At 72.0% G+C, this 22,456-nt stretch carries 14 protein-coding genes; 9 read left to right on the top strand and 5 right to left on the bottom strand.

All coding sequences use genetic code 11. The features are described from left to right. The 8 genes from DQ392_RS31840 to DQ392_RS31805 form a co-directional block, all read left to right on the top strand. The coding region (locus DQ392_RS31840) for a type I polyketide synthase (RefSeq protein ID WP_147266607.1) at positions 1-1,351 on the top strand (1,351 nt) is incomplete at its 5' end. A 65-nt stretch (positions 1,352-1,416) separates the two neighbouring features. After that, a complete protein-coding gene (locus tag DQ392_RS31835) occupies positions 1,417-6,387 on the top strand; it encodes a type I polyketide synthase (RefSeq protein WP_114019184.1) in 4,971 nt (1,656 codons plus the stop codon). A 65-nt stretch (positions 6,388-6,452) separates the two neighbouring features. Then, positions 6,453-7,985, top strand: a complete 1,533-nt coding sequence (locus tag DQ392_RS31830; protein WP_114019183.1) for an FAD-dependent monooxygenase — start codon at positions 6,453-6,455, stop codon at positions 7,983-7,985. A gap of 156 nt (positions 7,986-8,141) precedes the next feature. Next, entirely contained in the window at positions 8,142-9,173 is a 1,032-nt protein-coding gene (locus DQ392_RS31825) for a 3-oxoacyl-ACP synthase III family protein (protein WP_114019182.1), read from the top strand. Positions 9,174-9,177: 4 nt separating this feature from the next. Continuing rightward, positions 9,178-11,091: an HAD-IIIC family phosphatase gene (locus DQ392_RS31820; RefSeq protein WP_114019181.1), complete on the top strand. Its 1,914-nt coding sequence runs from the start codon at positions 9,178-9,180 to the stop codon at positions 11,089-11,091. 12 nt (positions 11,092-11,103) lie between these two features. Continuing rightward, positions 11,104-11,331 (top strand): acyl carrier protein, encoded by a 228-nt coding sequence (locus tag DQ392_RS31815; protein WP_114019180.1) that lies wholly within the window; start codon positions 11,104-11,106, stop codon positions 11,329-11,331. Positions 11,332-11,345: 14 nt separating this feature from the next. Continuing rightward, complete coding sequence (locus DQ392_RS31810) at positions 11,346-12,149, top strand: 2-oxo acid dehydrogenase subunit E2 (protein WP_181856657.1); 804 nt, start codon at positions 11,346-11,348, stop codon at positions 12,147-12,149. After that, a complete protein-coding gene (locus DQ392_RS31805) occupies positions 12,146-13,252 on the top strand; it encodes an alpha/beta fold hydrolase (protein WP_114019178.1) in 1,107 nt (368 codons plus the stop codon). The genes DQ392_RS31810 and DQ392_RS31805 overlap by 4 nt, the downstream gene beginning before the upstream one ends. A gap of 31 nt (positions 13,253-13,283) precedes the next feature. On the opposite strand, the gene DQ392_RS31800 is transcribed toward DQ392_RS31805, so the two are convergent. Together DQ392_RS31800 and DQ392_RS31795 are read right to left on the bottom strand one after the other, a co-directional pair. Next, positions 13,284-14,063 carry an AfsR/SARP family transcriptional regulator gene (locus DQ392_RS31800; protein ID WP_114019177.1) on the bottom strand — a complete coding sequence of 260 codons (780 nt, stop codon included), beginning with the start codon at positions 14,061-14,063 and terminating at the stop codon, positions 13,284-13,286. 610 nt (positions 14,064-14,673) lie between these two features. Then, positions 14,674-16,239 carry an FAD-dependent oxidoreductase gene (locus DQ392_RS31795; RefSeq protein WP_220182680.1) on the bottom strand — a complete coding sequence of 522 codons (1,566 nt, stop codon included), beginning with the start codon at positions 16,237-16,239 and terminating at the stop codon, positions 14,674-14,676. Positions 16,240-16,560: 321 nt separating this feature from the next. On the opposite strand from DQ392_RS31795, the gene DQ392_RS31790 reads away from it, so the two are divergent. After that, positions 16,561-17,307 carry a TylF/MycF family methyltransferase gene (locus DQ392_RS31790; protein WP_114019175.1) on the top strand — a complete coding sequence of 249 codons (747 nt, stop codon included), beginning with the start codon at positions 16,561-16,563 and terminating at the stop codon, positions 17,305-17,307. Positions 17,308-17,428: 121 nt separating this feature from the next. Here the strand turns inward: DQ392_RS31790 and DQ392_RS31785 are convergent, their stop codons facing one another. From DQ392_RS31785 to DQ392_RS31775, 3 genes are all read right to left on the bottom strand, one after another. Next, positions 17,429-19,387, bottom strand: a complete 1,959-nt coding sequence (locus DQ392_RS31785) for an ABC transporter ATP-binding protein (protein WP_114019174.1) — start codon at positions 19,385-19,387, stop codon at positions 17,429-17,431. Then, a complete protein-coding gene (locus DQ392_RS31780; protein WP_114019173.1) occupies positions 19,384-21,117 on the bottom strand; it encodes an ABC transporter ATP-binding protein in 1,734 nt (577 codons plus the stop codon). The genes DQ392_RS31785 and DQ392_RS31780 overlap by 4 nt, the downstream gene beginning before the upstream one ends. Before the next feature lie 461 nt (positions 21,118-21,578). Further along, on the bottom strand, positions 21,579-22,456 hold an 878-nt coding region (locus DQ392_RS31775), incomplete at its 5' end, for a beta-ketoacyl reductase (protein WP_220182679.1).

Below are 22,456 nucleotides of genomic sequence, written 5' to 3'. Positions count from 1 at the left end.
CCCGGCTGACAGTGGTCTGTGGGGGTTGGGTGCCGGGGGCACGGTGTTGGTGACCGGGGGTACCGGTGTGCTGGGTGCGGCTACCGCGCGGCATCTGGTGGCCCGGTACGGGGTGGAGCGGTTGTTGCTGGTCAGCCGCAGCGGTATGGACGCCGCGGGTGCCGCCGACTTGGTGGCCGACCTGGAGGCCGCGGGGGCGCGGGTGGAGGTGGCCGCGTGTGATGTGGCCGACCAGGACGCGCTCGCCGATCTTCTGGCCACCGTTTCGGCGCAGCATCCGTTGAGTGCGGTCTTCCATACCGCGGGGGTGCTGGAGGACGCGACGCTGGGCTCGCTGACCCCGGCGGGTTTGGCGCGGGTGTTGCGGCCGAAGGTGGACGCGGCCTGGAATCTGCATCACCTCACGCGGGGGGCGGGGTTGTCGGCGTTCGTGTTGTTCTCCTCGGTCGCCGGGACGCTGGGCACTCCGGGTCAGGGCAACTATGCGGCCGGCAACACCTTCCTGGACGCGTTGGCCCAGTACCGTCAGGCGCAGGGTCTTCCCGGTGTGTCGTTGGCGTGGGGGTTGTGGGAGGAGGCCAGTGGCATGACCGGTGCCCTGACCGGCACCGACCACGACCGTCTGACCCGGAGCGGCCTGGTACCCCTGACCACCGAAGAGGGCATGACCCTGCTCGATGCCGCGCTCGCCACCCCGCATCCACCCGTCCGCGTCCCGGCGCAGCTGGACCTGCCCACGCTGCGGCGGCACGCCGCGGGGGGACTGCTGCCCACCGTGCTGCGGAACCTGGTGCCGGCGCGTGCCCGGCGGGCCGAAAGAGCGGGCCGGTCGCTGCCCGAACGGCTGGCGGGGCTGGACGCCCCAGCACAGCACGAGACGGTCCTCAGCAGCCTGCGCGGCACCGTCGCCGCCGTACTGGGCCACAGCAGCGCGGAGGACGTCGACCCGGACCGCGCGTTCAAGGACCTCGGCTTCGACTCGCTCACCGCGGTGGAGCTGCGCAACCGGCTGGCTGCCCTCACAGGACTCTCGCTGCCCGCGACGCTGGTCTTCGACTATCCGACCGCGGAGGCGCTGGCCGGCTACCTGCTCGAACACATCGCACCGCCGAAGGCCCATCCGTCCGACATGGTCCTCGCCCAACTCGACCGGCTCGAAGCCGCGCTGGACTCGCTCCCCGCGGACGACGGCGGTGACGGTGGCGCGGACGTGGCGCGGCGGCTGCGCGCCCTCGCAGCGCGCTGGGGCGAGGCGCCCCGCCGGACGGAGACAGACGTCGACGAGCGGCTGAGCAGCGCCTCGGCCGCCGAGGTCCTGGACTTCATCGACAAGGAGCTGAGAGGCGCCTGAGCGGGTTCCCGGGTCGCCATCGCAACGCGCCGGCGAGCTCAGCGAGACGGATTTGAGGATCAACAATGGACGTGACCGACCAGGACAAGCTCGTCGACTACCTCAAGTGGGTCACGGGCGACCTGCACCGCACCCGGCAGCGGCTGGAGGAGCTTCAGGAGGCCGATCGCGAGCCGATCGCGATCGTCGCGGCGAGCTGCCGCTACCCCGGGGGCGTGCGGAGTCCTGAGGGGCTGTGGCGGCTGGTGAGCGAGGGCACCGACGCGGTATCGGAGTTCCCCACCGACCGCGACTGGCCCCTCGACCAGCTCTACGATCCGGACCCCGAGCGGACGGGCACGTCGTACAGCCGCGAGGGCGGCTTCCTGCACGACGCCGCGTACTTCGACGCGCACTTCTTCGGGATCAGCCCCCGCGAGGCGACCGCGATCGACCCGCAGCAGCGGCTGCTGCTGGAGACGGCCTGGGAGGCGATCGAGCGGGCCGGTGTCGTCCCGGCCTCCCTCAGAGGCAGCGCCACGGGCGTCTTCATGGGCGTGATGTACGACGACTACGCGTCGCGGATGTACCCGCGCCCGCCTGCGGGTTTCGAGGGGTATCTCGGCAACGGCAGCGCGGGCAGCGTGGCCTCGGGACGCATCTCCTACACGCTCGGCCTTGAGGGCCCCGCGGTGACGGTGGACACCGCCTGCTCCTCGTCGCTCGTGGCACTCCACCTCGCCTGCCAGGCGATCCGCCGGGGCGAGTGCGGGGCGGCGCTGGCCGGTGGCGTCACGGTGATGGCGACCCCCGGGGTGTTCGTGGAGTTCAGCAGGCAGCGCGGGCTGGCGCCCGACGGGCGGTGCAAGTCCTTCGCCGCCGCAGCCGACGGCGCGGGCTGGGCCGAGGGTGCCGGGGTCGTGCTGCTGGAACGTCTCTCCACGGCCCGCGAGCAGGGGCATCCGGTGCTGGCCGTCATCCGTGGCGGCGCGGTCAACCAGGACGGGGCGAGCAACGGCCTGACGGCGCCGAACGGGCCCTCGCAACAGCGCCTGATCAGGCAGGCGCTGGCCGACGCCCGGCTGACCGTAACGGATGTCGACGCGGTGGAGGCGCACGGCACCGGCACCACGCTGGGCGACCCGATCGAGGCGCAGGCGCTGCTGGCGACCTACGGGCGGAGCCGGCCGGCGGATCGGCCGCTGTGGCTGGGATCGGTGAAGTCGAACATCGGGCACACCCAGGCCGCCGCCGGTGTGGCGGGTGTGATCAAGATGGTCGAGGCGATGCGGCACGGTGTGCTGCCGCGCACACTGCACGTGGACGAGCCCACCCCGCACGTCGACTGGTCGACGGGCGCGGTGCGACTGCTGACCGAGACGACCGACTGGCCGCAGACCGGGCGCCCCCGCCGGGCTGCGATCTCCTCCTTCGGTATCAGCGGCACCAACGCCCACCTCATCCTCGAAGCCGCACCCGCTCCCCCGAAGGACTCGGCGGCGGAGCCGGAGTGCGACGGCTCCGAATCCGGTGACGCCACCATCCTGAGCACCCCGAGCACCGCTCGTACCGCCGGCGGCCCGAGCACTCCAAGCGACGCGAACACCGTCGGCGCCCCGAGCGTGGCACGTACCGCCAGTACCGCTGCGAGCGAGGACGGCCCGGTGGCCTGGGCCGTCTCGGCCCGCGACGAGCAGGCGTTGCGCAGCCAGGCCGAACAGCTGCGCCACCGCGTACTGGCGGACCCCGCGCTCGACCCGGCCGATGCCGCCAGGGCCCTGGCGACCAGCCGCACCCACTTCGACCGGCGGGCCGTGGTGATCGGCGAGGACCGCACGGCGCTGCTGCGCGGCCTGGAGGCCCTGTCGCGGGGCGAGCCCGACCCGTCCCTCGTCGTGGACACCGTCCGGGCGGGCGGCGCCTCGGCGTTCCTCTTCTCCGGGCAGGGCAGCCAACGCCCGGGCGCGGGCCGTGAGCTCTACGAAGCCTTTCCCGTGTACGCCGAGGCGTACGACGAGGTCTGCGACCTGCTGGGCCCCGAGCTGGAACACCCCCTGCGCGACGTGGCGTTCGCCGACCCCGCGGAGCCGCGTGCCGAGCTGCTCGACACCACCCTCTACACGCAGACCTCGCTGTTCGCCCTGCAAACCGCGCAGTTCCGCCTCGCCGAGTCCTTCGGCGTCGCTCCCGACCTCGTCGCGGGCCACTCACTGGGCGAGATCACGGCGGCCCACGTGGCGGGCGTCTTGTCGCTGCCCGACGCGTGCACCCTGGTCGCGGCGCGCGGTCGGCTCATGGCGGAGCGGGGGCGGCCAGGCGGGGCGATGGTGTCGGTACGGGCGGCCGAGGACGACGTACGCGCCTCCTTGGTGGACTACGAGGGCCGGGTCGCGGTCGCCGCGGTCAACGGGCCGCGCGCCACGGTGATCTCGGGCGACGAGGACGCCGTCGCTGAGCTCGCCGCCCTGTGGAAGGGGCGGGGGCACAGGACGCGGGCGCTGAAGGTGAGCCACGCCTTCCACTCCCCCCACATGGAGGGCATGCTCGACGGCTTCCGCGCCGTCGCGCGCACCCTGTCCTACTCCCCCGCGCGGGTCCCCGTCGTCACCGGTGTCACCGGACGCGTCGCGACGGACGAGGAGTTGGGCTCGCCCGAGCACTGGGCCGGTCACGTGCACCGTACGGTGAGGTTCGCCGACTGCGTGCGCACGCTGCACGAGCGGGGCGTGACCCGCTATCTGGAACTCGGTCCCGACGCCACGCTGGCCCCGCTGGCCGGGGACTGCGTGCCCGACGACGGCGCCGAACCGGTGACGGTGTCGCTGCTGCGCGCCCGGCGGTCCGAGAGGCGCACGCTGCTCACCGCGCTGGGCCGACTGCACGCCTCCGGCCACCGCGTCGACTGGGCGCGCGTGTTCGTGGCGTCCTCGGGGACACACGTGGAGCTGCCGACCTACCCCTTCCAGCGGCAGCGCCACTGGCTGGAGCAGCCGGCTGCCGAGCACACGAACCGCACGGAGGACGTCTTCTGGCAGGCGGTCGAGACCACCGACCTCGACCGGCTCTCCGCCGCCCTCGGCCTCACCTCCGAGCAGCGGGCTTCGCTGCGGACGGTGCTGCCGAACCTCTCCGCGTGGCGCCGGCGGGACACCTGGGGCTACCGGACGCGCTGGACGCGGCTGGCCATGGAGGCCCCGCCCGCGCCGCTGCGGGACAGCTGGCTGCTCCTCGTACCCGAAGAGGCGTCCGGCGACCCGCTGGTGGCGGCGGCCGACGCGGCACTGAGGGAGGCAGGGGCACAGCCCGTACAGGTGCCCGTCGGACCTCTTCGCGGAAGCGGTCCGGACGGCCGCGCGGAATCACTGTCCGGGGCACTGCGCCGCTGCACGGGCACCGGAACAAGCCCTGTTGCCGGGGCGCTCTGGCTCGCGGCGCTCGAAGCGGGACCCGGAGCAACGCCCGAAGCACGGCCCCCCGCGGAGCACGGCGCGGGGCCCCACACGAAGCGGGACGCGGGCCCCGACGCGATGTCCGACGCGGGCACCGCCCGGCAGCACGGCGAGCGGGATCGGACGGCGCTGATCGCACGGGCGATGGAGGACGCAGGCGTGCGCGCCCCCCTGTGGATCGCCACCCGTGGTGCCGTGCCCGTCCCGTGCGGCGACCCGTCGGCCGCCCCCTCGCAGGCGCGTGCGTGGGCGGCGGGGCGCGCGCTCGCGGTGGAGAGGCCCGGGCTGTGGGGCGGCGCGGTCGATCTGCCGCTCGCCCTGACGGAGGGCGGCGGACGGCTGCTGTCCGCCGTACTCGGGGGCGGCAGCGGGGAGGACCAGGTGGCGGTCCGTGACACCGGGGCCCACGCACCGCGGCTGACGCGCACCGGCCTGTCCGACGCGCCGCCGTCCCGTTCCTGGCAGCCGCGCGGCAGCGTGCTGGTGACCGGTGCGGACACGGTCCTCGGCACGGCCGCGGCCCGGTGGCTCGCCGCGCACGGCGCCGCGCACCTGCTGCTGGCAGGAACGGCCGAGGAGAGCAGCACGGAGGTCAAGGGACTGACCACCGCACTGGACGAACTCGGCGTGACCTGGAGGTACGCCACCGCACGGGCGACCGAACGTGAAGCACTGGCACGGCTGCTGGAGCCCGCCGACGGTGGACACGAGCCGCTGACCGGCGTGGTGGACGCCGAGTCGGCCGAGGCGGCTGAGGCAGCCGTGCGCACTCTGGAGGAGCTGACCGCCGACGCACAGCTGGACGCCTTCGCCGTGCTGCGCTCCGCGCCCGGCCTCGGCATCTTCGGGCAGGGCGAGGAAGCGCCCACGGACGCGGTGCCACCAGGGCCTGCCGTCTTCGGCCACGCGCTGGTGGAGGCGGCGATGCGGCGGCGCCGTGCGCGGGGCCTCCCGGCGCTGCTGGTCTCCTGGGGCCCGTACGCGACGGTGCCCCCCGCCGCGACCGTGCCGGATGGCGCGGCCGGTGCCGGCACTGACTCGGGCGACGCTCTCGCGCTGGTCGGGCTGGGTACCACGGTGCCCGATCTCGCCATGGACGTGCTGGCGCACGCCGCGCACCAGGACGACGAGCCGCTGCTGACCGTGGCCGAGGTGGACTGGGAACGGTTCGTCTCCCCGACGGCCGGCGCCAAGGTCGACCCGCTGTTGCGGGAAGTGGCAGGCACACAGGCCGCCCCTGACGGCACACCGCCTGACTCCCTGCTGCTGCGGCGGCTGCGGGAGACGCCCGAGGACGAGCGGCCGGGCGTGCTGCTGGAGGAGATACGCACCCGTACCGCGGCCGTCCTGGGGCTGGCAGCGGAGGCACTCGGCGCCGACGCGAACCTGTTCGACCTGGGGCTCAGCTCGATGAGCGCGCTCGAACTGAGCTCCGTGCTCCGGCAGGCCGGGCTCGCGCTGACACCGGCCGCGGTCTTCGACCACCCGACGCCGCACGCACTCGCCCACCACCTGAGCGCGGAACTCGCCGCCATCGGCCCGTCCCCCGCGGCGGATCCTGCGGCCGATACCACCGGGCCCCATGGCGGGCCCCTGACCGGGTCGTGAGCGATCCCGCCGCCCGCCCCCCACGTGACAGACACCCTGAACGGCCCAGAACCGAGGAGAGTTGCATGAGTCCCATCGTCGCCGTCGCCGGCGCAGGACCCGTAGGGCTGATGCTCGCAGGCGAGCTGAGCGCAGCGGGCGTGCGGACGGTCGTGCTCGAACAGCGGGATGAGCCGCGCACGACCTCCCCGGGCATGGCCATCAACCCCACCGTCGTGGAGCTGCTCACGCAGCGCGGCGTCATGGAGGCGCTCCGCGGGGAGGGCATGGAGCTGCCACAGGCGTTCTTCGCCCACCTGCCTTTGGACCCGGCGAAGTTGCCGGAGCAGCGCGCGTACAACTTCATGGTGGCGCAGACCCGGCTGGAGCATCGGCTGGAGGAGCGGGCCGTCGAGGCGGGCGCCGACATCCGCCGCGGGCACCAAATCACCGGTGTGGCGCAGGACGAGGAGAGCGACGGCGTGCGGGTGCGGGTGCGCGCGGACGGCGCCGAACGGACGCTGCACTGCCGCTACCTGGTGGGCTGCGACGGCGAGGCGAGCACCGTGCGAGAGGCGGCGGGCATCGCCTTTCCCGGGCGGGAGACGCCGTTCTACGGGATCGTCGGGGACTTCGATCTCACCGACGAGTTGTTCGGACGCCTCGGTGCGCACCAGTACGCCGACGGGCTGTTCACGGTGGCGCCCACCAGCCCCTCCACCCTGCGGGTCACCGTCGGGGAGTTCGGGGTGAGGCCGCCGGATCCCGACGCACCGGCCACCGTGGAGGAGCTGCGCCGCCTGGCCCGGCGGATCACGGGTGACGACGTCACGCTGGACAAGCCGCACTGGCTCGACCGCTGGTTCAACAGGGCGCGCCAGGCCGACAGCTACCGCAGCGGGTCCGTGTTCCTGGCCGGCGACGCCGCGCACATCCAGTTCCCGCTCGGCGGGCTGGCCCTGAGCACCGGCATCGAGGACGCGGTCAACCTCGGCTGGAAGCTGGCCGCCGACGTGCGAGGCCGGGCTCCGGCGGGCCTGCTGGACACCTACGAGAGCGAACGCCGCCCGGTCGGTGCCCGCACCTGCGCCGTCACGGGCGCGCAGGCCGCGCTGATGCAGCCCGGTGACCGGGCCGCCCCCGTGCGCGAGCTGCTGCGGGAACTGATCGAGTACGACGACGTCAACGCGCACCTCGTGCGGGCCGTCGGCGGACTCGACAGCCGGTACCCCCTCGGTTCCGCCGACGAGGACAGCCAGGGCAGCCAGGACGGCGAGGACGGCGGGCCGGGAGCGCACGCCCTCACCGGACAGCGGCCGGGTGACATCCCCCTCCGCACCGCGGACGGCGAGGAGACCAGCCTGGCGCGGCTCCTGCTGCCGGGACACGGGGTCCTCCTCGCACCGACCGGCGCCGTGTCCGAGTCGGCCGACGTCACCGGCTGGCAGGACAGGGTCGACGTCGTCGTCGCGGAGCCGACCGAGCGCATCGGTGCGCGCACGGTGCTGCTGCGCCCCGACGGGCGCGTCGCCTGGGCAGCCGACGGCGGCGACGCGGACGCGGACCGCACCGGACTGCGCGCCGCGCTGGAGCGGTGGTTCGGCCCCGCGGCCGGCTGAGGCGGCACCTGCCGCATGCCACCGCACCCGCAGCGCGCCCACAGTGCCGCCGAAGCCGCACGGGAGCGGTGCGGGGCCGGGTGCGCCCTGAGCCCTCGACTAGGGCCGCTTTAGGCAGCGGGACGAACCTGGCAACCGACATCGGGAAGGAAGAGAATGGACCGTCGCGACATCCACGTCCTCGCTGCTGGGACCGTGCTCCCCGGGCCACCGGTGGACAACGCGGAACTGACGCGGCGGTTCTCCATGCCGCCGGTGTGGGAGGAGTGGATCGACACCTTCGTGGGGACACGCAGCCGCCACCTGGCGACCGACCTGGAGACCGGGCAGGTGCGCTGGTCGCTGGCCGACATGGGCGAGGCCGCGGCCTCGCGGGCGCTTCAGGCCGCGGGTCTGGGGGCCGGCGACATCGATCTGATGGTGGCCAGCACCGCCTCACCCGACCTGCTGATGCCCGCGACGGTCAACGTCGTCGCCGACCGCATCGGCGTCGACGGCGTGCCCACCTACCAGCTCCAGTCAGGCTGCTGCGGTGCGCTCCAGGCCCTGGAACTGGCCCGCACGATGCTGCTGTCCGGCGGCCGCCGCACCGCCCTCGTCGTGGGGGCCGAGAGCTGCGCCAAGCACCTCGACCTGACGGTCGACGTCGCCAAGCTGCCGACGTCCGAGCAGATCAACGGCGTGCTCTTCGGCGACGGCGCCGGGGCGGTGGTGCTCGGCACCGATCCGGTGCCCGGCACGCCCGTGCTCCGCGGGGTCACCCAGCGGCTGGTGGGCCTGGGGCGGGAGCCCGGGCAGCTCGTCGAGTGGTTCGGCCGCGCCGACCGGCACACCGACCGGCAGGCCGTCCGTGAGGAGTACAAGGCCATTGAGGAATCCGTACCGCCCATGGCGTGCGAAGTCCTCGACGAGCTCCTCGACGAGCTGGACTGGAAGGAGACCGACGTGGACTTCCTGCTGCCTCCGCAGCTCGGCGGCAGGATGACGGAGCGCATCGTCGGCGGGCTGGATCTGCCGGGCGCCACCGAGGTGAGCGTCGTCGCGGACATCGGCAACACCGGCAACGCGGCCCCCTGGTTCCAGCTGGAGCAGGCGCTGCCCCGGATGCGCGAGGGTGACCGCGCCGTCGGCATCGCGGTGGAGTCCAGCAAATGGATCAAGGCCGGTTTCGCGCTGGAGGTGTGCTGAGCACATGGCCGCCGAACCTGCTGCCCCCGACGGTGGGGGCGCCGACTCCCCCGCGGACGTGCTGCTGCGGATGCACCGGCAGGACGAACTCGTCCCCCGCTACCCTGAGGTCGAGCGGCTGCTGGCCGGGATGACGGGGCCCGAGCTGCTCAGGGCGGGGAACCTCCTCAGCCGCCTGGACCCCGACCACATCGTCGCCGCGCACCCGGCCGTCCCCGCGCTCACCGTGGCCGTGACCGGCCACGGGACGCTGGGCGCCCTGCTTCCCGCGCTGACCGCCGAGCTCGCCCGGCACGGGCTGCTGCTGCGGGCGCGGCTCTCCGACTTCGACAGCTACGTCTTCGACCTGGGCGATCCGGGCAGCGACCTGTACGCGTCCCGCCCGGAGGTGGCGCTGTGCGTGCTGGACGCGGCCGTCGTCTTCGACGAGGTGGCGACGCCCTGGCAGCCCGACGACGTGGAGCGCGCGGCGGCGGAGAAGCTCGCCCTGCTGGAGGGGCTGGCCGACCGGTTCGCCGACTCGTGTGACGGCACGCTGGTCCTCAACACCGTCCCGCTGCCCCGGCGCTTCACCGCGCAGCTTGTCGACCACCGCTCCCGCGCACGGCTCGGCGCGGTGTGGCGCGAGTTCAACACCGGCCTGCTGCGGCTCGCCGAGGACCGCCCCTCCCTGGCCGTGCTCGACCTGGATCCGCTCGTGGCGGCCGGCGTCGCGGCGGAGGACGTGCGGCTGAGCGTGTACGCCAAGGCCGGGCTGTCTCCCCCGCTGCTGGCGGAGTACGCGCGCGAGGTGGGGCACCTCGCACGGCACGTGGCAGGCAGGACGAAGAAGGTCCTCGTCCTCGACCTGGACGGCACGGTGTGGGGCGGCGTCCTCGGCGACGACGGCCCCGACGGGATCGAGGTCTCCGGCAGCTACCGCGGCGAGGCATTCGCGGCCTTCCAGGACGTGGTCGAACAGCTCGCCTCGCAAGGCGTGCTGCTGGCGGCGGCCAGCAAGAACGACGTCGAACCCGTACGCCGGGTGCTGCGCGAGCACCCGGGTATGAGGCTCGGCGAGGAGCACTTCGTGCGGATCGCCGCCGGCTGGGGGCCCAAACACGAGGCGATAGCGGAGACGGCCGCGGCGCTGAACCTCGGCACGGACGCCTTCGTCTTCGTCGACGACAGCGCCTACGAACGTGGACTGGTGCGGCGGGAGCTGCCGGATGTCACCGTGGTCGCGGTGGACGACGAGCCGGCGCTGCACACCACCCGCCTGCTGCGCGACGGCTGGTTCGACTCCCTGCGCCTGACCTCGGAGGACCACGCGCGTGTCTCCCGCTACCGGCAGGAGGCCGACCGCAGGGACTTCCTCGACGGCTTCTCCTCCGTCGAGGACTACCTGCGGGAACTGGAGGTGACCGTACGGCTGGCGGCGCCCGGCCCCGCGGAGCTGCCTCGGGTGTCCCAGCTGACGCTGCGCACCAACCAGTTCAACATGACCACGGTGCGCATGCAGCCCGCCGAAGTCGGTGAGCTGATGGCCGCGGGGGACACGCAGGTGCTCGCCGTGCACAGCAGCGACCGCTTCGGGGACAACGGTCTCGTCGGCGCGCTCTTCCTGCGCCGTGAGCGGGAGCGGCTGCACATCGACAACTTCGTGCTCAGCTGCCGGGTCTTCTCCCGCGGCATCGAGCAAGCCTGCCTGTCGTCCGTGCTGCGGCACGCGCGCCAGACCGGTGCCACCTCGGTGACCGGCACGTACCGCAGAACCGCGAAGAACGGCAAGGTCGCCGGCCTCTACACCGCACACGGCTTCACCGAGGTCACGGACGACGGGACCACGGCCGCCTTCCGCCACGACCTGCACCACGTGCCGGCCCCACCGCCGCACGTGCACCTCACGGGAAGCTTTGCCCCTCACGCAGAGCTGTGAAAGGAGCCCCCAGTGACCACGCTCGACGAGTTCCTCGACTTCGTCTCCCAGGAGCTCGGATTGAACGTCACCACGGACGACGCCGACCGGCACGTCGACGAACTCCCCGGATGGGACTCCATGTTCCTCCTGACCCTGGTGACGGCACTGGAACAGCAGGCCGGGCGGCGCATCCTGCTCGCCGACGCGCTACAGGCGAGCACCCTGCGCGACGTCCACGAGCTGGCGGTCGACGCATGACGGGAGCACGGGACATGAGGGCGGAACCCTTCCCCAGGGAACGCCGGCACACCGCCCACTTCCTCCGGGAGATCCGCGCCTTCTCGCCGGTGTTCCTCGGCGCCGACGTCGACATGAGCGCGGTGCGGCGCCACCAGCGTGCGGCGCGCGAAGCGGGCGAGAACACCTCGACGGTGGCGTACGTGCTGTACGTCGCCGCACGCGTGCTGGCCGCTCATCCCGAGGCGAACGCCGCGATGCGCGGCCTGCTGCGGCCCCGCGTCACCCGCTACCCCACGGTGGCCGGGAAGCTCGCGCTGGACAAGAGGCTCAACGGACGCCGCGTCGTTCTCGCCGCGGTGCTGGGCGACCTGCATCGGCTGAGCCTGGAGGAGATCGGGCAGCGCATCGCCCACCACCGCGAAGGCGATGCCGAGCAGCTGCCCGAGTTCGCGGGTGTGCGCTCCTTGCAGCGTCTCCCGGTGCCGCTCGGACGGCTCGTGTACCGCCTTGCCACCCGTCCCCTGCGCCGCAGGATCGCCACGAACGGCACGTTCTCGGTGTCCTCGCTGGGCCACCGGCCCGTCACCTCGTTCCACTCCGTCGGCGGCACCACGATCACACTCGGCCTGGGCGGCATCGCCGACCGGCCCGTCGTGCGCGACGGAGCGCTGGCTGTCGCACCGGTGCTGCCGCTGTCGCTGACCTTCGACCACCGGGTCCTGGACGGGGCGGAGGCGGCGGACGTGCTCGCCGAGATGAAGTACGCGTTGGAAGCTTTCGAGGACGGCGACGGCGGCACGGACACCGCTGCCCGCCAGGAGGCGGTGGGCTCATGAACGACGTGGAGGAGCTGAAGCGGTTCGTCGTCGTGCACGCCCGCGGCCAGCAGATCCCCGGCCAGGAAGAACTGCTGGCCGGGATCAGGACCGACGAGGGTGACGCACCGGGCTCGTGGGTGGGCGAGTGGGTCAGGGCGGGTGAGGCGCACGAGCGCGGCGGACGGCTGCTGGAGGCCGGCCGGCACTACGCCATGGCCCGCTTCCCGTACGTCGACGGACCGGCACGCCAGGACGCGCAGGACCGCTGCGTACGCGCGTACGAGCAGTGGAGGTCGCGAGGGTCCGGCATCGAGCGTCTGGAACTCGACCTGCCCGGCGGACGGGTCGCGTGCTGGGCCGCGGGGCTCGACGGCGCACGCAGGGCCCCGCTGCTGGTGGTCATGGGCGGCATCGTGACCGTCAAGGAGCAGTGGGGGCCCGCACTCACCCGGCTGGCGCGGCAGGGCTTCGCCGCCCTCGTCACCGAGCTTCCCGGTGTCGGCGAGAACGCGCAGCGGTACGAGCCGGACAGCTGGAGGATGCTCAGCGGGATCCTCGACGCGCTCGCCGGCCGCGCCGACGTGTCGCAGACGTACGCGATGGCGTTGAGCTTCAGCGGAAACCTGGCGCTGCGGTGCGCCGCCGAGGACGACAGGATCCGGGGGATCGTCACCACGGGTGCGCCCGTGGACGCGTTCTTCACCGACCGCGAATGGTGGCCCCGCGTGCCGCGGATCACCGCCGACACGCTGGCCCACCTGACCGGCGCCTCCGACGGCGCCCTCCCGGAGGAGCTCGCCGGGTTCGCCCTGTCCCGAAAGCAGCTGTCCGGGCTGGAGATCCCCGTGGGCTACGTGGCCAGCGGGCGGGACGAGATCATCCCACCCGCCGACCCGCGCACTCTCGCGGAGTGCGTGGCCGACTGCCGCACCCTCGAACTCGACGACCTGCACGGAGCACCGCACCACGTGCGGGAGACGCAGTTGTGGTGCGTGGCCACCCTGCTGCGCATGCGGGCGAAGCGCTCCGTGCCGGCCGCCGTCATCGGCCTGCTCAGGGGCGCGCTGGCGGTACGCCGCCGGCTCGCGGGCGCCCCTCGCCCCGCAGGCCCGGCCGGATGAACCCGGGCCGCCCGGCCTCCGGGACCGGTGGTCAGGCGGAGACCGGCTGCGCCTGAGGGTCGAGCCGGGCGTCGGCGGTGAGGATCGACTGGTGGAGGGACTGGAGTGCCCTGCACGGCTCCAGCCCCAGCTCCTCGTTCAGCCGCGCACGTGCCGTCTGGTACACGCGCAGCGCGTCGGCCTGCCGCTCCGAGCGGTACAGCGCCAGCATGAGCTGGCGGTAGAACGTCTCCCGCAAGGGATGCTCCGTCGTCAACGAGTACAGCCACCCCACCAGTTCGCGGTGCCGGCCCAGCTGGAGCTGCGTTTCCCCGAGCACCTCCACCGACTCCAGGCGGGTCTCCTCCAGCCATGCCGCGAAGCCGTCGGCGATGGGGCCGTTCTGCAAGTCCCCCAGCACCGGCCCGCGCCACAGGCGCAGCGCCTCCTCGAAGCACTCGACGGCCTCCTCGTGCTGCTCCTCGCGCACGCGGGCCCTGCCCTGCTTGACCTTGTCGAGGAAGACGCGGAAGTCGAGTTCGTCGTCGCCTGTGCGCAGGGTGTACCCGGAGGTGCGGGTGACCACGGGGTTCTCCCGGTGCCCTGGCTGGCTGAGGAACTTGCGCAGCTGGGATATGTAGACGTGGAGGCCCGCGGTGGCCCGCCGCGGCAGGTCGTCGCCCCAGACCTCGGTCATGATCTGATCGAACGTCACGACCTGGTCGGCGCGGATCAGCAGTACGGCCAGCACGGTCTCGATCTTGCGGGCACCGAGGGTGCGCACCTCGTCCCCCTCGGCGACGCGGAGCGTGCCCAGCAGCTCATACCTCATCGCGCACCCCCTCCGGCGTGCGCCGGCGCGCGGTGCCTTCCCCGGGAGCGGAGGGGCGGCGGCCCGCCGCGCCCCACGCGCTCTCCGGCTGCGGACGCCGCCGGTCCGAACTGGGCTTCAGACAGTGATGACATCTGCCTCGGTCCTTCCCCGTGTCTGGAATCGGCGCGAACCCGCGCCTCATGTGTGTCACCGACACCGGCTCGCACAGGGCCTGCGGCGACTCGGTGCGCGCGGCTCCCTTCGCCGGCACGGAAGCGGGACACGGGCGAGTCCTCGCACGGACAAGCCGCTCGGTTCTCCAACTGCACGCGCCCCCCTTCCGCGTGAGGGGTCTGCGCACGACGAGGTATCGGTCCCGTCCGGAAGAGCCCTGTGTTTTCGGTCGGCACGACAGATGCTCGCCGAGGTGCACCTGCGACAGGCACCCTTAACCTGCCCCTACTGTCGCCGATCGGCATGGACAGGAGTCGGATAGGGGGTGCGACCGGAACCGTACGGGCGAGTAACGGGTAGAGCGGTTCCTGTGCACCGGTCGGCGTGCTCGCGTGCCGGTTCCGCGCGCCCTCACCGCGGTGTGCGTCCGGGACGTCCGAGGTGTCCGGGGGAATCAGTCAGGGGAGCCGAACCAGAAGCGCAGTGCCCGGGTCAGTCCGGCGCGCACCGCCGCGTCCGTCTCTCCTGGTACGGGCGCCCACGCGACCCAGCCGTCGGGACGGATCAAAAGGGCGTCGGCAGGCGCCGCACCTGCACAGCGCGCCGCGACCGGCTCGACCCGCTTCGCCCAGCGCGATCCGGCCTCCGCGACCGCGGTGCGGCCCGCGAGGTCGAGCAGCACGGGCCGCCCCTCGGCCAGCAGTTCGGCCACCCCGGAGGGGCCGCCGGATTCCGCGTCGAAGGAGAGATCGGGAACCAGTCGCCCGACCAGCGGATGGGCGTCCGCGTCGGCGCCCTCCCCGTGCTGCCCGTCCGCCCGGTGCTCCCCGTACTGCCCGTGGCGGATGTCGGACCCGTGGATCAGCTCGGCGATGTGGCGCAGCGCCGCGTCGTGTGACACCAGTTCGGCGAACAGCTCGCGGAGCGCCGCGGCCTCCTCGGAAGAGGCCATCATCACCGCCTGCCCCTCCGTCTGCGCCAGGGTGCGCTCCGCTGCGGGATACCGCTCGTCGTGATAGGTGTCCAGCAGCGCGCCGGGGCCGTCACGCAGTACCGCGGCGAGCTTCCAGCCCAGGTTGACCGCGTCCGTCATGCCGACGTTCAACGAGGACCCGCCGGCCGGGAACAGGTGCGCCGCATCACCCGCCAGCAGCACCCTCCCTGCACGGTACCGGGCGGCGAGGCGGCTCTGGTTCACCACGCGGGACAGCCAGTGCGCCTCGGTCATCGGCACGTCCTCGCCGAGCACCCGCGCCACGCCGGAGCGCAGCTCCTCAAGAGTCAGAGGGGCCGCCGGATCGGCTCCGGCCGGGTCGTTCTCGGTGACGGTGACGATGTGCACGCCGGGCCGCGTCGACATCACGCCGATCCGGCCGCGGTCCGTGTGGTGCCAGCCCAGCGGCAGCGGCCCGGTCGCCGGGAGTTCCAGCCCGTTGCCGTCCGTGGCGACGACCTCCGGCGGCAGCGTCACGTGACCGATCTTCGTCACGTCCGGTTTCGTGGTGCCGGGGAACTCGATGCCGGCGAGCCCGCGCACCGTGCTGTGGGCGCCGTCGCACCCCACCACGTAGGAGGCGCGCACGTGCTCCTCTCCGACCGGGCCGCGCAGCCGGACGGTCACCCCGTCGCGGTCCTGCGCCAGGCCCTGCACCGCGCAGCCGCGCCGGATCGGGACGCCCCGCTCCATCGCGCATTCCGTGAGCAGGGCCTCCAACCGGGGCTGGGGCAGGGCCAGCAACTGCAACGGGCTGTCACCGAGCCGCGCCAGCGGCAGCGGAACGGAACCGAACGTGAAGGCGGGAACCCGGCCCGCGAACTGTGCCTCGGGGCGGAAGCGGTCCAGCAGCCCCCGATAGTGCAGCAGTTCGACGATCTGTCCCACGAGACCGTTCGCCTTGGGTTCCGTCCGCGGTTCCGGCGCCTTCTCCAACACCACGGCGGACGCACCTTGCAGCGCCAGTTCGCGGGCCAGCATCAGCCCAGTGGGACCACCACCGACGACGACGACGTCACACTGCAACCGAAATCTCCGATCGTCGGGCCTGGACGCGAACTCCGGGCAGAAAAGCGGGCGCGTTCCGCCGCACCGCTCGTGAGGCCATGCTTTTCCACGGCTCTTAAGTTCGGCTAACCCGTCCGAGCGCGGGCGGGGAGGAAATCCGCAGACGTGTACAGCATGTCGTGGGCAGGCCGGATAATTGCCGTACTCATCGATTGGGGGTGCTTTAGGGAGGCGCTATAGCTTCGCGCCGAAGGCGTCCTGCCTGGCGGCTCCGCGGTCGATCTCCGGCACCCGGCGTGGTCCCGACCGCACCGCGCAGACACCACTGAGGGGTGATCGATGAACGACACGAGCCACTATCTCGAGTTGATGAAGAAGGTCCTCACCAACGTCATCTACGAAGACCCGCCCCAAGGGCCCTGGTACGCGCACGAGTCCTACGACAAGGACATGCGCTCCCAGGGCCAGGACTGGCCCTCCGTGGCTCACACCATGGTCGGCCTCGCACGTCTGCAAAACGTGCGCGAATGCCTCGAGCAGGTTCTCGCCGACGGCGTGCCGGGAGACTTCATCGAGACGGGAGTGTGGCGCGGCGGCACGTGCATCTTCGCCCGCGCCGTCCTCCAGGCACACGGCGTGACCGACCGCACGGTCTGGGTCGCCGACTCCTTCGAGGGCATCCCCGAGGTCGCCGACGACGGCCACCCTGTCGACCACAAGATGGCGCTGCACCGCCACAACGGTGTGCTGGGCATCTCCCAGGAGCAGGTGAAGGCCAACTTCCGGTGCTACGACCTGCTCGACGACCAGGTCACATTCCTGCCCGGCTGGTTCCGCGACTCCCTGCCCGACGCGCCCGTGGAGAAGCTCTCCGTCCTGCGGCTGGACGGCGACCTGTACGAGTCCACCATGGACGCGCTCACCCACCTCTACCCGAAGCTCTCCACGGGCGGCTACGTCATCATCGACGACTACGCCATTCCCGCCTGCAAGGAAGCGGTGCACGAGTACCGGGAGAAGTTCGGGATCGAGGACGAGCTGCTCTTCGTGGACCCGGGCTGCGCGTACTGGCGCCGTTCGGGCTGAGCCCGCGCTGAGCGGAGCCGCGCACGCCTCGCACCACCTGCGGGACGCCGCGGCTCCTCCACCACTCGTGGGGGAGGAGCCGCGGCACGCCGTGCCGTCGCCGCCGGCGCACGGCCGCGGCTCACTGGGGTTCGGTCGCCGCCTCCTGGAACTGCGCCGCGTACAGCCGCGCGTACGCTCCCCGGGCCGCCAGCAGTTGCTCGTGCGTACCCTGCTCGACGATCGAACCCGACTCCAGCGTCAGGATCACGTCCGCGTTGCGGATGGTGGACAGCCGGTGCGCGATCACGAAACTCGTCCGACCGGTGCTCAGCTGGCTCATCGCCTGCTGGACGAGCATCTCCGTACGGGTGTCCACCGAGCTCGTGGCCTCGTCCAGGACCAGGATCGAGGGGTTGGACAGGAAGGCGCGCGCGATGGTGATGAGCTGCTTCTCCCCCGCGCTCACCCCGCTCCCCTCGTCCTCGAGCACCGTGTCGTAGCCCTGGGGCAGGGTGCGGATGAACCGGTCGGCGTACGCCATCCGTGCCGCCTCCTCGACCTGCTGGCGCGTGGCGTTCTCGCTGCCGTACGCGATGTTGTCCGCGATGGTGCCGCCGAAGAGCCACGCGTCCTGGAGGACCATGCCGATGCGGGACCGCACGCTCTCCCGCGACATCGAGGCGATGTCGGCGCCGTCCAGCGTGATCCGGCCGCCGTCGAGCTCGTAGAACCGCATGAGCAGGTTGACCAGGGTGGTCTTCCCCGCCCCCGTCGGGCCGACGATCGCCACCGTCTGCCCCGGCTCGACCGACAGCGTCAGGCCCTCGATGAGCGGCCGCTCGGGCTCGTAGCGGAACGAGACGTCCTCGAACGAGACCTGCCCGAGGGCGCCCTGCCGCGCCACCCACACCCCGTCGGGGGACTGTTCCTCCGCATCGAGCAGCTCGAAGACGCGCTCGGCCGAGGCGACTCCGGACTGCACCAGATTCGACATGCTCGCGATCTGCGTGAGCGGCTGGCTGAACTGCCGCGAGTACTGGACGAAGGCCTGCACGTCACCGATCGACAGCGCCCCCGAGGCGACACGCAGCCCGCCGGCAACCGCCACCAGCACGTAGCTGAAGTTCCCGATGAAGATCATCATCGGCTGGATGATCCCGGAGAGCGCCTGGGCCCTGAACCCCGCCGTGAACAGGGCGTCGTTCTCCTCGCGGAACGTCTCAGCCGACTCGTCCTCGTGCCCGTACGCCTTCACCAGCGCGTAGCCGGTGTACGTCTCCTCGATGTGCGCGTTCAGCTTCCCCGTCGAACGCCACTGCTGGACGAACTGCCCCTGCGCACGCTTGCCGACGACCTTGGTGAGATACACCGACAAGGGCGCCACGACCAGCGCCACCAGCGCCAGCAGCGGAGAGATCCACAGCATCATCGCCAGGATCCCGACGAGGCTCAGCAGCGAGGTGACGATCTGCCCCATCGTCTGCTGCAACGTCTGCTGGATGTTGTCGATGTCGTTGGTCGTACGGCTGAGCACGTCACCGCGCGACTGCTTGTCGAAGTACGACAGCGGCAGCCGCGACAGCTTCGCCTCCGCAGCCTCGCGCAGCCGGAAGACGGTGCGCTGGACGATCGCCGTGATCAGGCGGCTCTGCACGATGCCGAACACGCCCGACGCCACGTACAGCGCCAGCACGAGCAGCACGACCTGTCCCACGGCACCCAGGTCGATGCCCTGGCCCGGCACGAAGTCGACGGATCCGAGCATGTCGGCGACGCCGCCCCGGCCCTGCTCGCGCAGCCCGTCGATCGCCTGCTCCTTGGACACCCCCGAGGACATCCCCCGGCCCACGACACCCGCGACGACCAGGTCGGTGGCGTGCCCGAGCAGCTTCGGCCCGGTGACCGTGAGCGACACACCGACGAGCCCGAGGATCAACACCCCGTACAGAAAGCGCCGTTCAGGCCGCAACAGGCCGATCAGGCGCTTGGCCGACCCCTTGAAGTCCGCCGTCTGCTGCGCGGGCCCCCCACCGGTGAGCCGCATCAGGGCGCCGCCCTGCGACGAGCCGCGCTTCGAGTCCGGCTGCTTGGCGCTCATGCCGCCTCCTCTTCGGTGAGCTGGGACGCGAGGATCTCCTGGTAGGTGGCGTTGGCCGCCGCCAACTCGGTGTGCGTGCCCGAACCCACCACACGGCCCTGGTCGAGGACCACGATGCGGTCGGCCTCACGGACCGTGCTCACCCGCTGCGCCACGTTGATCACCGTTGCCTGGGGAATGTGCCACGCGAGCGCCTCGCGGAGCGCCGCGTCTGTGGCGTAGTCCAGCGCGGAGAAGCTGTCGTCGAAGAGGAAGATCTCGGGACGGTGCACCAGCGCCCGCGCGATGGCCAGCCGCTGCCGCTGCCCGCCGGAGAGGTTGGTGCCGCCGCGCGAGACGGACGCCTGGAGGCCGTCCTCCATCCGCTCGACGAAGTCCTTCGCCTGCGCCACCTCCAGCGCGGTCCACAGCTCCGCGTCCGTCGCCTCGGCCCTGCCGTACCGCAGGTTGGACGCGACGGTCCCGGTGAACAGGTACGCCGCCTGCGGGACGAGCCCGATGCGGGAAGTGAGCGTGCCCGGATCCATCTCCCGCACGTCCACACCGTTGACGAGCACCTGCCCGGACGTCACGTCGAACAGCCGTGGGATCATCCCCAGCAGCGTGCTCTTCCCGCTGCCCGTCGACCCGATGACGGCGACCGTCTCACCCGGCTCGGCCACCAGATCCACGTCCTGTAGCACAGGCGCCTCGGCGCCCGGGTAGAAGAAGCCGGCCCGGCGCAGCTCCACGCGCCCGCCCCGGTGCGTCTCACGCCGCGGCGCGGTGGGAGGAGCGATGCTCGGCTCCGTGGTCAGGACCTCCTCGATGCGCTCCGCGCACACCGTCGCCCTCGGCACCAGCATGAACATCGACGTGGCCAGGACGACGGAGGTCAGCATCTGGACCAGGTAGCTGAGGAAGGCCGTCAGCGCACCGATCTGCATACCGCCGCTGTCGATGCGCTGTGCACCGAACCAGACCACACCGACGCTGCACACGTTCACCGTCAGCATGACGACGGGGACCATCAGAGCCATCAGCCGGCCGGTCCGCATGCTCGCGTCCAGCAGATCCTCGTTCGCCTGTGCGAACCGCTGCTGCTCGTGCCTGTCCTTGACGAAGGCGCGGATCACGCGGACCCCGGAGATCTGCTCGCGCATGACCCGGTTGATCGTGTCGATCCGCCGCTGCACCGCGCGCTGCAACGGCTGCATCCGCCTCATCAGCAGCGCGATCAGGACTCCGAGAACCGGCACCAGAGCCAGCAGCAGCCCCGACAGCGGGACGTCCTGCCCGAGGGCCATGACGATGCTGCCGATGCCCATCATCGGTGCGGAGACCATCACCGTGAGGGCCAGCAGGGCCACCATCTGCACCTGCTGCACGTCATTCGTCGTACGCGTGATCAGCGACGACGTACCCAGCCGCCCCATTTCCCGGGCGGAGAAGCGCTGCACCTTGGAGAAGACCGCGGCACGGATATGGTGCCCCACGCCCATGGAGGTGAACGCGGCGAAATAGGTCGCACCGGACGCACAAGCGACCTGCAACACCGTCACCGCCAGCATCCAGCCGCCGATCTGAAGGATGTAGCCCGTGTCCCCCTTCAGTACGCCGTTGTCGATGATGTCGGCGTTGAGCGTCGGCAGATAAAGAGTGGCCACCGATTGCACGAGCTGGAGTAGCACGAGAAGCAGCAATGGTGTAAGGTGACTTCGTACAGGGTCGCGCAGGACTCGCGCCAACATAGAGCTCTCTTCGCGGTAGTTGATGGACGCGGATTGGACCGTCCATTATCCACTGCCCGACACCGTGCTCTTCACCACGCGAGCAGAATTTGCGTTCTTTTAGACCTCCTTCCTGCTGCTTCCCTTCCTCTCCCCACACCTCATTCGCCGGCCTCCCCCTGCGGAACGGCCGGCTTTTTGCTGCCTCCGTGGTGTAGTGCCCGGTCGGCCACCTGGTCCGGCCTGGCCTTGTGCGAGCTCGGGCCCATCCTGAGCGAACCTGAGCTCGCACACTGTTGCGCGCGGGGGCGGGCGGGCACGTCGGGCACGCCCCCGCGAGGCCGCCTCGCGCGCCCGCTGTCGCGGGGTGCGCCGAGCCGGAGACGGTCCCGGCGGGCCGACGTGCCGGCCCGCCCCCGCGGCACCCGCTACTCGGCCCGCCCCCGCAGCTCCGGCTACTCGACCCATCCCCGCAGCTCCGGCTACTCCTCACCATCCGCCAGTGCCATCCGGACGAGGTCGTCCAGTGCGGCGTCCTTGATGTGTTCGATCCGCTCCTCGTCACTCGCCACCGGCTCAGCGGACACGGGCCCGCGCCCGGCCAACCGCAGCAACTCGTCCATCAGCCCCGCCTCCCGCAGCCGCGCCAACGGAATCGCGGCGAGGGCAGCACGAACGTCACCGTCGCTGTCCGGCCCACTGCCGCTCGCTCCGTCGAGCGCTTCTTCGCCGTTCGGGGAATTCGCGGACAGCAGCCCCGCCACATGGCGGGCGAGTCGCCGCGGCGTCGGGTGGTCGAAGACCAGCGTCGACGGGAACCGCAGACGCGTCGCCGCCGTCAACCGGTTACGCAGCTCCAGGGCGGACAGCGAGTCGAAGCCCATGTCCAGCAAACCGCGCTCGGGGTCTATCGCGCGGGCCGACTCGTGCCCGAGCACCGCGCTGATCTCTTCGAGAAGCAGCTCCAGCAGCGCCGCCTCCCGCTCCGGCCCCGGAAGTCCTGACAGGCGACGGAGCAGCGGGGCAGCCCCCGCCGACGATCCGGCAAAACCACGTACGGGCCCGTCGACGACGCCGCGCAGCAGCTGCGCGAGCCTCCCGGCCTCCGCCATGCTCCGCAGGGCGCGCCTGTCCAGGTGTGCGGCCACCAGGAACGCGTCGTCGGGTCGTTCCAAGGCGGTGTCGAGCAGGGTCATGCCCTCTTCGGTGGTCAGGGGTACCAGGCCGCTCCGGGTCAGACGGTCGTGGTCGGTGCCGGTCAGGGCACCGGTCATGCCACTGGCCTCCTCCCACAACCCCCACGCCAACGACACACCGGGAAGACCCTGCGCCTGACGGTACTGGGCCAACGCATCCAGGA

Source organism: Streptomyces reniochalinae, assembly GCF_003323735.1.
GTDB lineage: Bacteria > Actinomycetota > Actinomycetes > Streptomycetales > Streptomycetaceae > Streptomyces > Streptomyces reniochalinae.
This window is presented reverse-complemented; position numbering and strand designations above follow the sequence as displayed.